The organism is Methylobacterium sp. 22177 (genome assembly GCF_052045615.1).
Classification (GTDB): domain Bacteria; phylum Pseudomonadota; class Alphaproteobacteria; order Rhizobiales; family Beijerinckiaceae; genus Methylobacterium; species Methylobacterium radiotolerans.
In genome coordinates, this window is sequence record NZ_JBQEPK010000001.1 from 366098 (window position 1) to 380039 (window position 13942).

12 protein-coding genes are annotated in these 13942 nt (G+C 71.5%); 10 read left to right on the forward strand and 2 right to left on the reverse strand.

Annotated features, from left to right (window positions below; translation table 11 throughout):
- The first annotated feature begins 74 nt into the window (after positions 1-74).
- From ACTJK8_RS01735 to gyrB, 3 genes are all read left to right on the forward strand, one after another.
- Positions 75-719 carry an MBL fold metallo-hydrolase gene (locus ACTJK8_RS01735; RefSeq protein ID WP_012317339.1) on the forward strand — a complete coding sequence of 215 codons (645 nt, stop codon included), beginning with the start codon at positions 75-77 and terminating at the stop codon, positions 717-719.
- 5 nt (positions 720-724) lie between these two features.
- Complete coding sequence (locus ACTJK8_RS01740; protein WP_024827729.1) at positions 725-1687, forward strand: aldo/keto reductase; 963 nt, start codon at positions 725-727, stop codon at positions 1685-1687.
- Between the two features lie 179 nt (positions 1688-1866).
- Positions 1867-4311 carry a DNA topoisomerase (ATP-hydrolyzing) subunit B gene (gene gyrB / locus ACTJK8_RS01745; RefSeq protein WP_012317341.1) on the forward strand — a complete coding sequence of 815 codons (2445 nt, stop codon included), beginning with the start codon at positions 1867-1869 and terminating at the stop codon, positions 4309-4311.
- A 340-nt stretch (positions 4312-4651) separates the two neighbouring features.
- On the opposite strand, the gene ACTJK8_RS01750 is transcribed toward gyrB, so the two are convergent.
- Both ACTJK8_RS01750 and ACTJK8_RS01755 read right to left on the reverse strand, forming a co-directional pair.
- Positions 4652-5317 carry a response regulator gene (locus ACTJK8_RS01750; protein WP_440761421.1) on the reverse strand — a complete coding sequence of 222 codons (666 nt, stop codon included), beginning with the start codon at positions 5315-5317 and terminating at the stop codon, positions 4652-4654.
- Complete coding sequence (locus ACTJK8_RS01755) at positions 5314-6744, reverse strand: HAMP domain-containing sensor histidine kinase (protein ID WP_440761422.1); 1431 nt, start codon at positions 6742-6744, stop codon at positions 5314-5316. Before ACTJK8_RS01755 ends, ACTJK8_RS01750 begins: the two co-directional genes overlap by 4 nt.
- Positions 6745-7087: 343 nt before the next feature.
- Between ACTJK8_RS01755 and ACTJK8_RS01760 the strand changes: the two genes are divergently transcribed.
- The 7 genes from ACTJK8_RS01760 to ACTJK8_RS01790 all read left to right on the forward strand — a co-directional run bounded on the left by ACTJK8_RS01760 (position 7088) and on the right by ACTJK8_RS01790 (position 13819).
- A complete protein-coding gene (locus ACTJK8_RS01760) occupies positions 7088-7489 on the forward strand; it encodes a cupin domain-containing protein (RefSeq protein WP_440761423.1) in 402 nt (133 codons plus the stop codon).
- A gap of 188 nt (positions 7490-7677) precedes the next feature.
- The gene (locus ACTJK8_RS01765; RefSeq protein ID WP_024827655.1) at positions 7678-9294 is read left to right on the forward strand and encodes a GMC family oxidoreductase; all 1617 of its coding nucleotides are present in this window, start codon (positions 7678-7680) and stop codon (positions 9292-9294) included.
- Between the two features lie 130 nt (positions 9295-9424).
- Positions 9425-10105 (forward strand): Crp/Fnr family transcriptional regulator, encoded by a 681-nt coding sequence (locus tag ACTJK8_RS01770; protein ID WP_058606473.1) that lies wholly within the window; start codon positions 9425-9427, stop codon positions 10103-10105.
- Positions 10106-10128: 23 nt separating this feature from the next.
- The gene (locus ACTJK8_RS01775; protein WP_041372238.1) at positions 10129-10650 is read left to right on the forward strand and encodes a FecR domain-containing protein; all 522 of its coding nucleotides are present in this window, start codon (positions 10129-10131) and stop codon (positions 10648-10650) included.
- Positions 10647-12533 carry a CHASE2 domain-containing protein gene (locus tag ACTJK8_RS01780; protein ID WP_063111986.1) on the forward strand — a complete coding sequence of 629 codons (1887 nt, stop codon included), beginning with the start codon at positions 10647-10649 and terminating at the stop codon, positions 12531-12533. The genes ACTJK8_RS01775 and ACTJK8_RS01780 overlap by 4 nt, the downstream gene beginning before the upstream one ends.
- A 116-nt stretch (positions 12534-12649) precedes the next feature.
- On the forward strand, positions 12650-12940 hold the full coding sequence (locus ACTJK8_RS01785) for a hypothetical protein (RefSeq protein ID WP_440761424.1): 291 nt from the start codon (positions 12650-12652) through the stop codon (positions 12938-12940).
- 150 nt (positions 12941-13090) lie between these two features.
- Entirely contained in the window at positions 13091-13819 is a 729-nt protein-coding gene (locus ACTJK8_RS01790; RefSeq protein WP_440761425.1) for a winged helix-turn-helix domain-containing protein, read from the forward strand.
- Positions 13820-13942: the final 123 nt, after the last annotated feature.

Sequence of the window (13942 nt, forward strand, 5' to 3'; positions counted from 1 at the left end):
TGCCGCCCACCCGCGTTCTGCGGTAGACTCGGGCCGAGAGCGTCGGGAGCGACGCTGCCAACACGCGGGACGACATGCCAGGTACGCCACGCGCCGGGATCATCCCGGTGACGCCCTTCCAGCAGAACTGCACCCTGATCTGGGACGACGCGACCAAGGTCGGCGCCGTGGTCGATCCCGGCGGCGATCTCGACCGGATCGAGGCGGCGATCCGCGAGCAGGGCGTCACTGTTGAGAAGATCCTGCTGACCCACGGCCATGTCGATCACGCCGCCGGCGCCGACGAGCTGCGCGAGCGCCTCGGCGTGCCGATCGAGGGTCCGCATCAGGCCGACAAGTTCCTCCTCGATTCCCTGCCCGAGACGGCGGCCAATTACGGCCTCGGCGCCGCCCGACCCGTCACACCCGACCGGTGGCTCGACGAGGGCGATGCCGTAACGGTCGGCGGGCTCGCCTTCGACATCCTCCACTGCCCCGGCCACTCGCCCGGCAGCGTCGTGTTCGTGAGCCGGGACGCGCGCTTCGCCCTCGTCGGCGACGTGGTGTTCAAGGGCTCGGTCGGCCGCACCGACCTGCCCGGCGGCAACCACGAGCAGCTCATCCACGCCATCAAGGAGAAGGTCCTGCCGCTGGGCGACGACGTCGCCTTCATTCCCGGCCACGGACCGACCAGCACCCTCGGCGCGGAGCGCGTGTCCAACCCCTTCCTGCAGGATTGACGCGCATGGACAGGCGCCGCATCGGCCGCTCCGACCTGACGGTCGCGCCGTTCTGCCTCGGCGGCAACGTCTTCGGCTGGACGGCCGACGAGGCCGCGTCCTTCGCGATCCTCGACCGGTTCGTCGAGAGCGGCTTCGACTTCATCGACACCGCCGACGTCTACTCGCGCTGGGCCCCCGGCCACGTCGGGGGCGAGTCCGAGACGGTGATCGGCAAGTGGCTCGCGGCCCGGCCGGGTGCGCGCGACCGGATCGTGCTGGCGACCAAGGTCGGCATGGATCTGGGTGGGGCCGGCCAGGGCCTCTCGGCGGCCCATATCGAGCGGGCCTGCGAGGCCTCGCTGCGGCGCCTCGGGGTTGACCGGATCGACCTCTACCAGTCGCATCTCGACGACGCGACGGTGCCGCTGGAGGAGACCCTCAGGGCACACGAGCGCCTGATCACGGCCGGCAAGGTCCGGGCCATCGGCGCCTCGAATTACACGGCGGCGCGGCTCGCGGAGGCGCTGGGCATCGCGGCCTCAGCGGGGCTGCCGCGCTACGAGTGCCTCCAGCCGGATTACAGCCTCGCCCAGCGCGGCTACGAGGCCGAGCTGGAGCCGCTCTGCCGCGCCGAGCAGATCGGCGTGATCGGCTATTTCTCCCTGGCGGCCGGCTTCCTCACCGGCAAGTACCGGAGCGCCCGGGACGCGGCGGGGCGCGCGCGCGAGAATCGGGTGGCCAAGTACCTCAACCCGCGCGGCCTCGCGCTGCTCGACGTCCTCGACGCGGTCGCGCAGGCTTGCGGCGCCAGCCCGGCCCAGGTGGCGCTCGCCTGGATCATCGCCCGCCCGGGCATCACCGCGCCCATCGCGAGCGCCACCTCGGTGGCGCAGCTCGACGAGCTCCTCGGCGCCGTCCGGCTGACCCTCGCGCCCGAGGCGATCGACCGCCTGGATGCGGCGAGCGCGGGCGGCATCGAGGGCTAACGCAGCGTTAAGCGGCGGGCGTCACAAAAGCGACGGGACGGGCCAACTGCGGACCCGTAAAATCGTGCAATCTCAACGCGGAACCCCTATATCAGGCGGACCAAGCGAGAGTTCAGGCGCGGGCGCCCGACGGCGCATCTGCCACCGCCGCGATCAGGCCCGCCTGCCCGAGGAAGTTCATGGCCGACACCCCCCAGACCGAGCCCGCCGTCTACGGCGCGGAATCCATCCGCGTGCTGAAGGGCCTCGACGCCGTCCGCAAGCGGCCCGGCATGTATATCGGCGACACGGACGACGGCTCAGGCCTCCACCACATGGTGTACGAGGTGGTGGACAACGCCATCGACGAGGCGCTGGCGGGCCACGCCGACCTCGTCACCGTGACCCTCAATGCCGACGGCTCCTGCACCGTCTCCGACAACGGGCGCGGCATCCCGGTGGACATCCACAAGGAGGAGGGCGTCTCGGCGGCCGAGGTCATCATGACCCAGCTGCACGCCGGCGGTAAGTTCGACCAGAACTCCTACAAGGTCTCCGGCGGCCTGCACGGCGTCGGCGTCTCGGTGGTGAACGCCCTGTCGTCGTGGCTGCGCCTGCGCATCTGGCGCAACGACAAGGAGCACGCGATGGAGTTCCGCCACGGCGACGCCGTGGCGCCCCTGGAGGTCATCGGACCCGGGAACGGCCGGCGCGGCACGGAAGTCACCTTCCTGCCCTCGACCGAGACCTTCACGATGATCGAGTTCGACTACGCGACGCTGGAGAAGCGGCTGCGCGAGCTCGCCTTCCTCAATTCCGGCGTCCGCATCGTCCTGACCGACGCCCGGCACGCCGAGAAGAAGCGCGAGGAGCTCTATTACGAGGGCGGCATCGAGGCCTTCGTCCGGTACCTCGACCGCTCCCGCAAGCCGATCGACGGGATGACCAGCCCCGTGGTCGTCAGCTCCGAGCGCGACGGGATTCGCGTCGAGGTCGCGTTCTGGTGGAACGACTCGTTCAACGAGACCGTCCTGCCCTTCACCAACAACATCCCGCAGCGGGATGGCGGCACCCACATGGCCGGCTTCCGCGCGGCCCTGACTCGTCAGGTCACCGGCTACGCCGAGTCTTCGGGCATCGCCAAGAAGGAGAAGGTCTCGCTGACCGGCGAGGATTGCCGCGAGGGCCTCACCGCGGTGATTTCGGTGCAGGTGCCGGACCCGAAATTCTCGTCGCAGACCAAGGACAAGCTCGTCTCGTCCGAGGTGCGCCCGGCCGTAGAGAACGTCCTCAACGAGGGCCTGTCCACGTGGCTGGAGGAAAATCCGAGCCAGGCGCGGTCGGTGATGGGCAAGGTCGTCCTGGCGGCGTCCGCCCGCGAGGCCGCCCGCAAGGCGCGCGAGACCGTGACCCGGAAGGGCGCGCTCGACATCGCCTCGCTGCCCGGCAAGCTCGCCGATTGTCAGGAGCGCGACCCGACCAAGTGCGAGATCCTGCTGGTGGAGGGCGACTCCGCCGGCGGCTCGGCCAAGCAGGGCCGCGACCGGACCTTCCAGGCCGTGCTGCCGCTGCGCGGCAAGATCCTGAATGTCGAGCGGGTGCGCGCCGACCGGATGCTGTCCTCCGCCGAGATCGGCACCCTGATCACGGCGCTGGGCGCCGGGATCGGGCGCTCCTCCACGGACCGGGAGGGCTTCAACCCGGAGAAGCTGCGCTACCACCGCATCATCATCATGACGGACGCGGACGTGGACGGCTCGCACATCCGCACGCTGCTGCTGACCTTCTTCTTCCGGCAGATGCCGGAGCTGATCGAGCGCGGCCACCTCTACATCGCTCAGCCGCCGCTCTACAAGGCCGAGCGCGGCCGCCGGGCGATCTACTTGAAGGACGAGCGCGCCCTCGAGGATTACCTGATCGACCAGGGCACCGAGGGCGCTGTCCTGCGCCTCTCATCCGGCGCGGAATTCGCCGGCGCGCAGCTCAAGAGCCTCGTCGAGGAGGCCCGGACGTTCCGGAGCATCCTGCAGGGCCTGCACACGCGCTACGACCGCTCCGTGGTCGAGCAGGCGGTGCTCGCCGGGGCCTTCGATGCCGAGGCGGCGTCGCGGGCGGGCGAGGCCGAGGTGCTGGCCGACATGACCGCCCGCCGGCTCGACGCCATCGCGGACGAGATCGAGCGCGGCTGGCAGGGCGAGTCGTTCGAGGGCGGCTATCGCCTCAGCCGGACGCTCCGGGGCGTCCGCCAGGTCTCGATCCTCGACGCCGGCCTGATCACCTCGCAGGAGGCCCGGCGCCTATCCGAGCGAGCCGACGCCTTCCGGGAGATCTACGGCGAGCCGGCCACGCTCATGCGGAAGTCCGACGAGACCGTGCTCCACGGGCCCGTGGCCCTGTTCGAGGCCGTCATGGCCTTCGGCCGCAAGGGCCTGCAGCTCCAGCGCTACAAAGGCCTCGGCGAGATGACCGCCCAGCAGCTCTGGGAGACCACCCTGGACCGCGACGTGCGCTCGCTGCTGCAGGTCAGGGTCAAGGACGTCACCGACGCCGACGACCTGTTCGTGAAGCTGATGGGCGACGTCGTCGAGCCGCGGCGCGAGTTCATCCAGGAGAACGCACTGAGCGTCGCGAATCTGGACGTTTGAGGCGTGCATGAGGCCGCAGCCTCCGCGTCCGGCTTCGGTCCGAACTGCGGCGCGAACCGGGAGCACACCTCCGTCGCTGCGCGAAATCGGAGCCGGGATCGGCGCGAACCGGGTCTGACGATCCGTTAACGCCGTCGCCGAACCGGGGACGGCGCCGAGGGCCGGCGACGGACACTTTGGCGACGGACACTTCGGCGACGGGCCGCGTGTTCGCGTCACGCGTCTATGTCAGGGAAGTGTGCCGCCGCCGGCGAGCAGTCGATCAGCCCGTGCTGACTTCTGCGCCGCAGGGCACCGCGCGCCGTCCGCGTGGAGCTCCGGAGCGGCGCGGTCGCGAGACCTAGATCGCTCCGACGACGGAGAACGGATCGATCAGGCCGCACCGGATGCAGTAGTAGACGAGTTCCACGTCCGAGCTGACGCCGAGCTTCGATTTGATGGCGTAGTGGTAGTTCGCGACGGTCTTCGGCGAGAGGCTGAGATCGACAGCGATCGCATCCGTGTGCCGCGCATCGAGGATCATCCGCAGGATCTCGAACTCCCGCGGCGACAGGAGGTCGATCGGGGACGGCTGCTCCTCCAGCCGACTCGCGGCCAGCAGGTGTGAGATCTCGGCGCACAGGGTCAGCTTGTTGTTGAACACGCTGCGCACGGCGTCGATCAGGAGCTCCGAAGCGCTGCTCTTCGTGATGTAGCCGCGGGCGCCGGCGCGTATGGCCTGGAGCGCGTAGCTGACGGCGGCATGCACGCTGAACACGAGGATGCGCGCGTCCGGATCCACCTGCCGGATCTGACGGATGGCGTCGATCCCGCCGCGGCCGGGCATGCTGATGTCCATGACGACGACGTCCGGCTCCGCGGCCCGGTAGGTACGGTAGGCCTCCGCGCCGTCCCGGGCTTCGGCGGCGACCTCCATATCGGGCTGTCGTTCCAGGAGCCGCCGGTATCCCTCCCGTACGACGGCGTGATCGTCGACGAGCATCACCCGTATGCGCCGTCCGGTCATGACACCTCCCTGGCCGCGAGCGCGGCGCGAAAGCGGACCCGCAGGCGAAACCCGCCGCCCGGGGACGTTTCCGTCACGATCTGCCCGCCGAGCGCGTGGACGCGGTCGCGCATGCCGAGCAGGCCGAGACCGGGACGCGGGCGCTCCAGCACCTCCGCGGGCGCGCCGCTCCCGTCGTCGGCGAAGTCCAGCCGGACGTCCGCACCGCCGTCGGTCTCCACGACGTTCAGCGCGATCGCCACGTTGCGCGCCGCCGCGTGGCGGACGGCGTTGGTGAGGCCTTCCTGGACGATCCGGTAGACATGGGCCGCCGCCTCTGAGGGCAGGCGGTCGACCTGCGCGTCGGCCCGCAGCGCGACTTGGATCCGGCCGCCGGCCCGCTGCGCCTGCGCGGCGATCAGGCTGCGGAGCGCGATCCGCAGCCCGAGATCGTCGATCTCCGGCGGCCGCAGCGAGGCCAGGGTGATCCGGAGCGCCCGCACCGCGTCCGATGCCATGCTGGCGAGTTCGGCGCTCTCGGCCGAGACCGAAGGCGCCGCGGAGCGCGCGCCGTCCTGGATCGAGCGGGCGAGGAGACTCAGGGCCGTCAGCCTCTGCGCCACGTCGTCGTGCAGTTCGAGCGACAGACACCGGCGCTCTTGCTCCTGAGCATCGATCAGCCGGCGGGCGAGCTCGGCGCGCTCCCGTGTGGCCAGCTGGAGATGGCCGGCAAGCGCGTTGAACACCGTCGCGATGCGCCGGAGCTCGCGCAGGCGGAAGCTCGGCAGACGCCACGCGAGGTCGCCCTGCGCGACGCGGTCGATACCGACAAGGATCTCATTGGCGGGACGCAGGGCGTGCGCGACCGCGCCGTAGACCAGCACGCACAGGACGACCGTCATGGCCGCGAGCGCGCCGGAGACCTGCTTCAGCACGATCCAGGCCGAACCGACGACGGCGTGCGGATCGATGTCCGCCTCCACGATCCCTCTCCGCGAGCCCTGATGCTCGAGCGGCAGACGGACGGTGGATCCGGCGAAGAAGAGGGACCTGTAGAGCGTCGCGAACCAGTCGGGTGCCGCGAGCGCGTGCGGCTCGACGCCGACGCAGCTCGACCGTGTCGGGCCGGTCTCCGCCGGGATCAGCTGCACGCACTGACCGGGTTGCAGGGCGTACCGGGTGACGATCTCCCAGTCCGGAAAGCGTACGGGAATGTCGGCGGCCCGCTCGATGCGCAGGAGCTGCAGGCGAAGTTGCTTGTGCACTTCGCCGGCCGTCTCGGCGTTTCGCTGCCTGGTCTTCGCCGCGACGTCGTGCATGGCGTACGCGGCCGCTCCGGCGGCGCAGAGGATGGCGATCAGCGCGATCCGGCCGACGAGAGCCCATTTGAGATCCAGCTCGCGCGCGTCCCAGGCGGCCAGGACGTGCTTGAGGCTGAAGGTCGTCACCCGTGTCCTCCCGAGAGGCCGAGGGTTATCGAGCTTGCGACCGTCTTGGAAGGGTCCGCGCTGAAGTCGTGCGATTTGCCCAGGTCAACGCGGGCGTCCTGCCGTAGCGGGTCCGATGGCGCGCGGCCTACAGAACTCGACCTGACGAGAGCGTCGCCGGAACGGGCACCAGCTCGGCGTCAGCGAACAGGTTCATCCCGGACCACACCCTCCCGCCGGCTGCCCTGCAGGCGGCTCCACCCACGCGCCGATCTGGAGACCGTCGATGCGTCTGCGCCGAAGCTGCTGTCTCGTCTTCCTTCTCGCGGGCCTCGCGCCGCACGCACGCGCGGGCGAGATGATCATGGTCACCGGTGACGACGCCGTTCGGTGGCGCGCCGCGCCGCCGTCCCTGCCGAAGGGCAGCGAGATCAGCATCATCGCGGGCGATCCCGACAGACCCGGCCCCTTCACGCTCAGACTCCGGTTCCCGCCGGATTACGTCATCGCGCCGCACACGCACGCGACCGACGAGAGCGTGACCTTGCTATCTGGCAATCTCGTCCACGACACGGGGGAGACCATCGACGCGAGCCGCGGCCAGCGGCTTCAGCAGGGCGCCTTCCTGCATCTGCCCGCCCGTATGCCCCACGCCCTCTGGACGACGCGCGAACCGGCCGTGATCCAAGTCTCCGGAACAGGGCCTTTCGGCCTCGACTACGTCAATCCTTCGGACGATCCGAGGAAGACGCGCCCGGACAGATGATCGTCGGCGACGCTGCGATCCTCACGTGACAGGCGCCACACACCATCGCCGTTGCCAACCCTGCTGCCGCCGCAGCCCCCGGACGGGCGCCCGCCTCGACGCTCGGGAGCGGCCGATGCACGGGCCACCGGCTCCCGGCCGAGTGCCGGGCCGATTTCAACCCGCCTCCGACAGGGACCCTCGAGATCATGAGCACTTCTGACGCCCGAGTCCGGGATGATTTCGCGCGGCGCGCGGCGGAGAATCAGGCCCGGCTGACCGCCGACGTGAAGCCGGCCTACGACTTCGTCGTGTGCGGCGCCGGCGCCTCGGGTTCGGTCGTCGCGCGGCGACTGGCGGAGAACCCCGAAGTGCAGGTGCTCCTGCTGGAGGCGGGCGGCTCGGACGAGGCCGAGTCCGTACTCGATCCGGCGCTCTGGCCCACCAACCTGGGCGGTCCGCGGGACTGGGGCTTCCGCGCGGAGCCGAACGCGCACCTGAACGGCCGCGCGCTCTCCATGGCGATGGGCAAGGGGCTGGGCGGCGGCTCCAGCGTCAACGTGATGGTGTGGGCACGCGGCCACCGGTCTGACTGGGATGCCTTCGCGACCGAAGCGGACGACACGGCCTGGGGCTACGAGAATGTCCGCGCCATCTATCGACGCATCGAGAACTGGCGCGGTGCCCCTGACCCGGCGCATCGCGGAAGCGACGGTCCGGTCTGGGTGCAGCCGGCGCCCGATCCCAGCCCCGTGGCCCACGCCATGCTCGACGCCGCGCGGGAGTTGGGCATCCCGACCTTCGACAACCCCAACGGCCGCATGATGGAGGGGCCCGGCGGCGCGGCGCTGACCGACATGCTGGTCCGCGGCGGCCGGCGCGTCTCGCTCTACCGCGCCTACGTCCATCCCTGGCTTGACCGGCCGAACCTGACGGTGCTCACGGACGCCCTCGTCCGCCGCGTCACCTTCGACGGTCGCCGCGCGACGGGGGTCGAGTTCGTCCACGCGGGCGCGGTCAGGACGGTCGGTGCGCGGGGCGAGGTCGTGCTGTCGATGGGCGCGATCCACACGCCCAAGGTCCTGATGCTCTCGGGGATCGGCGACAGCGACGAACTCGGAGCGCTCGGCATCCCGTCGGTTCAGCATCTGCCCGGCGTCGGGCAGAACCTTCAGGATCACGTATCCTTCGGTTGCACCTGGGAGTACGCCGCGCCGATCGCGCCGCGCAACAGCGGCAGCGAGGCCACCCTGTACTGGACGAGCCGGCCCGACCTCGACGCACCCGATCTGCTGTTCTGCCAGGTCGAGTTCCCGGTTCCGAGCGAGCAGACCGCGGCGCGCGGCGTGCCGGCCCATGGGTGGACCATGTTCGCCGGCCTCGCGCAGCCCGCCAGCCGCGGTCGCCTGCGGCTCCGGAGCGCCGATATGGCGACGCCGCCGGTCATCGAGGCAAACTTCCTGTCCCACCCGGCCGACGTGACCGCGGCCGCGGCCTGCGTCGACCTCTGCCGCGCCCTCGGCAACGCGCGGGCGTTCCGGCCCTACGTGCGCGCCGAGTCGATGCCGGGCCCGCTGTCGGGCGCGGCGATGGCGGATTACATCCGCGATGCCGCCGTCACTTACTGGCACCAGAGCTGCACCGCCAGGATGGGCCGCGACGCGATGGCGGTCGTGGACGGCGCGCTCAAGGTCTACGGCATCGACGGACTCCGTGTCGCCGACGCCTCGATCCTGCCCCGCGTGACAACCGGCAACACGCAGGCGCCGTGCGCGGTGATCGGCGAACGGGCCGCGGAGATCCTGAAGCGGGCGCACGGCCTGTAACAATCGTCGCTGCGACGAGCCCGCTTGCGGGCTCTATCCATGATCATCCTCCGCTTCCGCGGTGCAAGCCTTGCTAATCGCGCCCCGAAACGCGCATAAGCTCCGGCTCGACGGCCGGAGAGATGCAGTCGTGAGCACGCCGCACACGCTCATTCGGTTCCTGAAGGCCAACGCGTTCTTCGCTGAGCTTGGTCCGGAAGCGATCGAGACCATCGCCGGCCTGTGCACGACGCGCAGCCTCGCGCGCCACGAGATCCTCTTCCAGAAGGGGGATCCGGGCGACGCCCTCTACGCGGTGCGGCGCGGGCAGATCCGCATCGGGGCCGGCTCCGACGACGGGCGCGCGGTCACCCTCAACCTGCTCGGGCCCGGCGACGTCTTCGGCGAGATCGCCTTCCTCGACGGCCATCCGCGGACCGCCGAGGCCGTGGCCCTCGAGCCGGCCGACCTCTTCGTCGTGGAGGGGCGGGCCTTTCTCAAGCTCCTCGCCGGGGATCCCGCTCTGGCGGTCCAGATCATCAATCTGCTGTGCCAGCGCCTGCGCTGGATGAGCGCGCGCATGGAGGAGGCGACGCTGCTCCCGCTCGACATCCGCCTGGCCCGGCGCCTGATCATGCTGTCGGAGGATTTCGGCGCCGAGATCCAGGTGACGCAGGAGGAACTCGCGGCGTTCGTCGGCGCGGCCCGGGAGAGCGTCAACCGCGTCCTGCAGGACTGGCGGCGATCGGGCCTGATCGATCTCGGGCGCGCGCGCGTCACCGTTCGGGCCTCGCACCGCCTCGTCGCGCTCGGGGCGCGGGCGCAGACATGATCGGGTCGACGGGGCTTCATCGCATGAGCATCGCAGCGCGCTTGGCGGCCGTCGCCGCCGTCACCCTCGCGGCGTCGAGCGCCGCCGCGCAGACGCGCTGCACGGAAACGACGCGCTTCGATCCGCCCCTGCGGATCCTGCACTGCGCCGACGGCCTGACGCTCGAAGTCGAGCGCGCGGGCAGCCTGCGGCCTGTGGATCCGGACAACGACGGACATCTCAAGGGTGCGGAAATCGGCGGCAACGCGGTCTTCGTCACGATCCCGGCGAGCCGCCGCGTCCGCCGGGACGGCTTCCAGATCCTCACGCCGCACGCGGTCGCCTCGGTGCGGGGCACGGTCTACGCCGTCGACGTGACCCGGGCGCGCACCTCCGTCTTCGTGGCGCAGGGGCGGGTCGACGTCGCCAGGCGCGACGCCCCCCAGATCGCCGTCACGCTCGGGCCGGGCGAGGGGGTCGACGTCGATGACGGTCGCGACCCCCTGGAGGTCCGGCGCTGGCCGCAGGAGCGCGTCAGGAGCCTGCTCGAGCGGTTCGGACGTTGAGCGACACCGGTCGACCGGCGAATACCACGCACGACCGCGCCTTCCGCCGGGCGCGCCTCGCCCTCGTGCTCGCCGCCTCGCTCGGCGCGCTCGCCTGGGGCGCCTGGCTCGGCCAGCTGCATATCGCCGGTCGCGCGACGCCCCTCGACCGTCTGGAATCCGCCCTCACGGACCTGCGCCTGCGGCTCGCGGGCCCGCGCACGCCGCCGGCCGACCTCACGGTCGTGGCGATCGACGACGCGACGGTGCGGCGCGAGGGCGGCTTCCCGGTCTCCCGCACCACGATGGCGCGGATCATCGAGCGGGTGGCGGAGGCGCGCCCGCGCGTGATCGCCGTCGACGTGCTCTTCCTCGACGCGGGACGGCAGCCGGACGCGGACAACGCGCTCGCCGCCGCCCTCGCGAAGACGACCGCGATCCTGGCCTCGGCGGCCGTCTTCGACGGGAACGTCAGCGAGGACGGCATCCCGGTCGCCACCGCGCTCCATCGGCCGACGCCGAAACTCGGCGAGGACGTCGCGTCGGGCGTCGTCAACGTCGCCGAGGACGCGTCCGGCGTGCCCCGCCATCTCCCGCTGGTGGTGCGGACCTCCGACGGGGTCGCCGCGTCCTTTGTGCTGCGGGTTGCGGCCCTGGCGGCGCGGAGCGACCCCGTGCTCAGCAAGGGCCGGGTCGAGATCGGTGGCCGCGCGCTGCCCCTGGACCTGGGCTACCATCTCCCGCTGCGCCCCTACGGTGCGCGGCGCGCGATCGCCACCGTGAGCGCGAGCGCCCTTCTCGACGGCACGGCGCCGGCCGCGGCGCTCTCGGACGGTATCGTGGTGATCGGCGTCACCGCGCTCGGCGGCGGCGATACCTTCGCCACCGCGTTCGATCCCGTCATGCCCGGCGTCGAGCTCCTCGCGACTGGCATCGCCCACCTCACCACGGGGGATGGCCTCGTCCGCGATGCCGGCGTGCGGCGGCGCGACGCCGCGGCCGCCGTCCTCCTGGCGGTCGGGGCGGCGCTCGCCATCGCGCTGCTGCCGCCGGGACCCGGCCTGATCCTGGTACTCCTCGCGACGGCCGGTTGGCTCACCGCGGGCGCCGCAGCCTTCGCGCACGGCATCTGGTTCAGCGCCGCCCTGCCGCTCGCGGCGGTAGGAGTGCCGGCACTTGCCTGCGCGGTGGGCCGCCAGACGCTCGAGCGCCGCCAGAGCGCCCGGGTGGCGCGCTCCGAGGAGGTGCTGCGGCGGCTGCAGCCCGCCGCTCTGGCCGAGCGGCTGGCCCGCGACCCGGGCTACCTCGCCGAGCCCGTCGCGCGGGACATTCCCGTGCTGTTCGTCGATCTCACCGGCTTCACGCGCCGGAGCGAGCAACTGGGCCCCGTGCGCACCCGGGCGATGCTCAAGACGTTCCACGATCTCGTGGACGCGGCGGTGACGCTGCGCGGGGGCGTCGTCGTGAACTTCATGGGCGACGGCGCCATGGTCCTGTTCGGCGCGCTCGATCCGGACCCGGAGCAAGCCGTGCACGCCGTCCAGGCCGCGGAGGAGCTCATCGCCCGCACGCGCGCCTGGATCGCGCGCAGCCCGGTCCTGTCCGAGGCCGGGCCGGCCCTCGATCTGCGCATCGGCGCGCATTACGGGCCGGTGATCCTCTCGCGCCTCGGCAGCGACACCAACCAGCACGTCACCGCCACGGGCGACACGGTCAACGTCGCGAGCCGCCTGCTCGCGGTCGCGGCGGACGCCAACGCCCGCCTGGCGCTCAGCGCCGAACTGGCGCTTGCGGCCGGGCTCGACCTGTCGGCGGGGACATTCGAGGGCCGGACCGCGGCCATCCGCGGCCGCAGCCAGCCCCTCGAGGTCTGGCTGAGCCACCCGCGCGCGGCAGAGCCCTAGCCGCATCCCCGAGCGACCGCCGCCAGCGCGCAGGCCCGCGCCGACTCTGTGACCCGGATCACAGTCGACCCTGCTTGGCCGGTTCATCGTCTCCCTATCGCAACGGGAGACTCAGCATGGCGACCACCTCGTTTACGACCGCGATCCTGGCCGGTCTCGCCCTCGCCGCCTCGGCGACCGTCCCCGGACCTGCCGAAGCGCGCGGGTTCGGACACGGACGCTTCGGTCACCATGGCGGCTTCCATCACGGCTTCCACCACGGCGGGTTCCACCACGGCTTCCGAGACCGTTTCGGCGGCCGCGGCTGGTGGAGTCCGACGGGCGGCTACGCGGCGAACAGCGACCTCGGCGACTGCCGCCTGACCGTCAGCCTCGTCCGGCGTCGCTACGGGCGGCTCTGCCGCTGAGCCGCCCCGTCGTCGGAGGACAGGCAGACCGATCGGCCGGCGAAAGCAGCCCACGCGCATCCGGCAGCCCCTGAGAGGCCGTACGGCCTCGGGCGGCCTCGGGGCGCTACTCCGCAGATTCGACGACCAAACCCCGGAGGAGCATCGCCCGTGCAGCACCATGGCCTACGCGTCCTGCTCGTCGACGACGACGCGGACGTGCAGCGCGTCGTATGCGGCTACCTCGGCGAGCACGGGGTCGGCGTGGTTCCGGTGACGACCCGGGCCGAGGCGCGCGCGCAGCTCGCGGATCCGTCGCAGTTCGATCTGGCCGTGCTCAACCTCCGCCCGGGCGCGGAGAACGGGCTCGACCTTCTGCGGGATCTGCGGGCGGGGAGCGACCTTCCCGTCATCCTGACCACGGCGCACCGCTGCGAGGAGTTCGATCGCGTGCTCGGCCTCGAACTCGGCGCGGACGACTACATCGTCAAGCCTTACGGCCTGCGCGAACTCTTGGCGCGCGTCCGCGCCGTCCTCCGCCGCGTCGCGGCGCAGGCCGCGTCCCGCCCGGCGGAGGCGCCGTACCGGCGCTTCGACGGCTGGGTCCTCAATCGCCGGCGCCGACGCCTGATCAATCCGGATGGCGTCGAAGTCGTCCTGGGCAAGCGCGAGTACGCGCTCCTGGCGGCGTTCCTCGACGCGCCCCAGCGGCCGCTCAGCCGCGAGTACCTGCTGCAGGTCACGCGCGTCCACGACGACGTGTTCGATCGCTGCATCGACGTGCAGATCCTGCGGTTGCGCCGGAAGATCGAGCGCAGGCCCAACGACCCGAAGCTAATCCTGACCGAGCGCGGGGTCGGCTACGTCTTCGCCGCCGCGGTCGAGAGCACGTCCCACTAGCGTCGTCCCGATCGCGATGCGCCGCTCTCACGGAACGGGCACACCGGTCGAGACAGCCGCGCCCTGTCGGCTCTCCCGTGGGAGCGAGGGGACCGGCACTGCCGGCGCCGCGATCACCGGCGT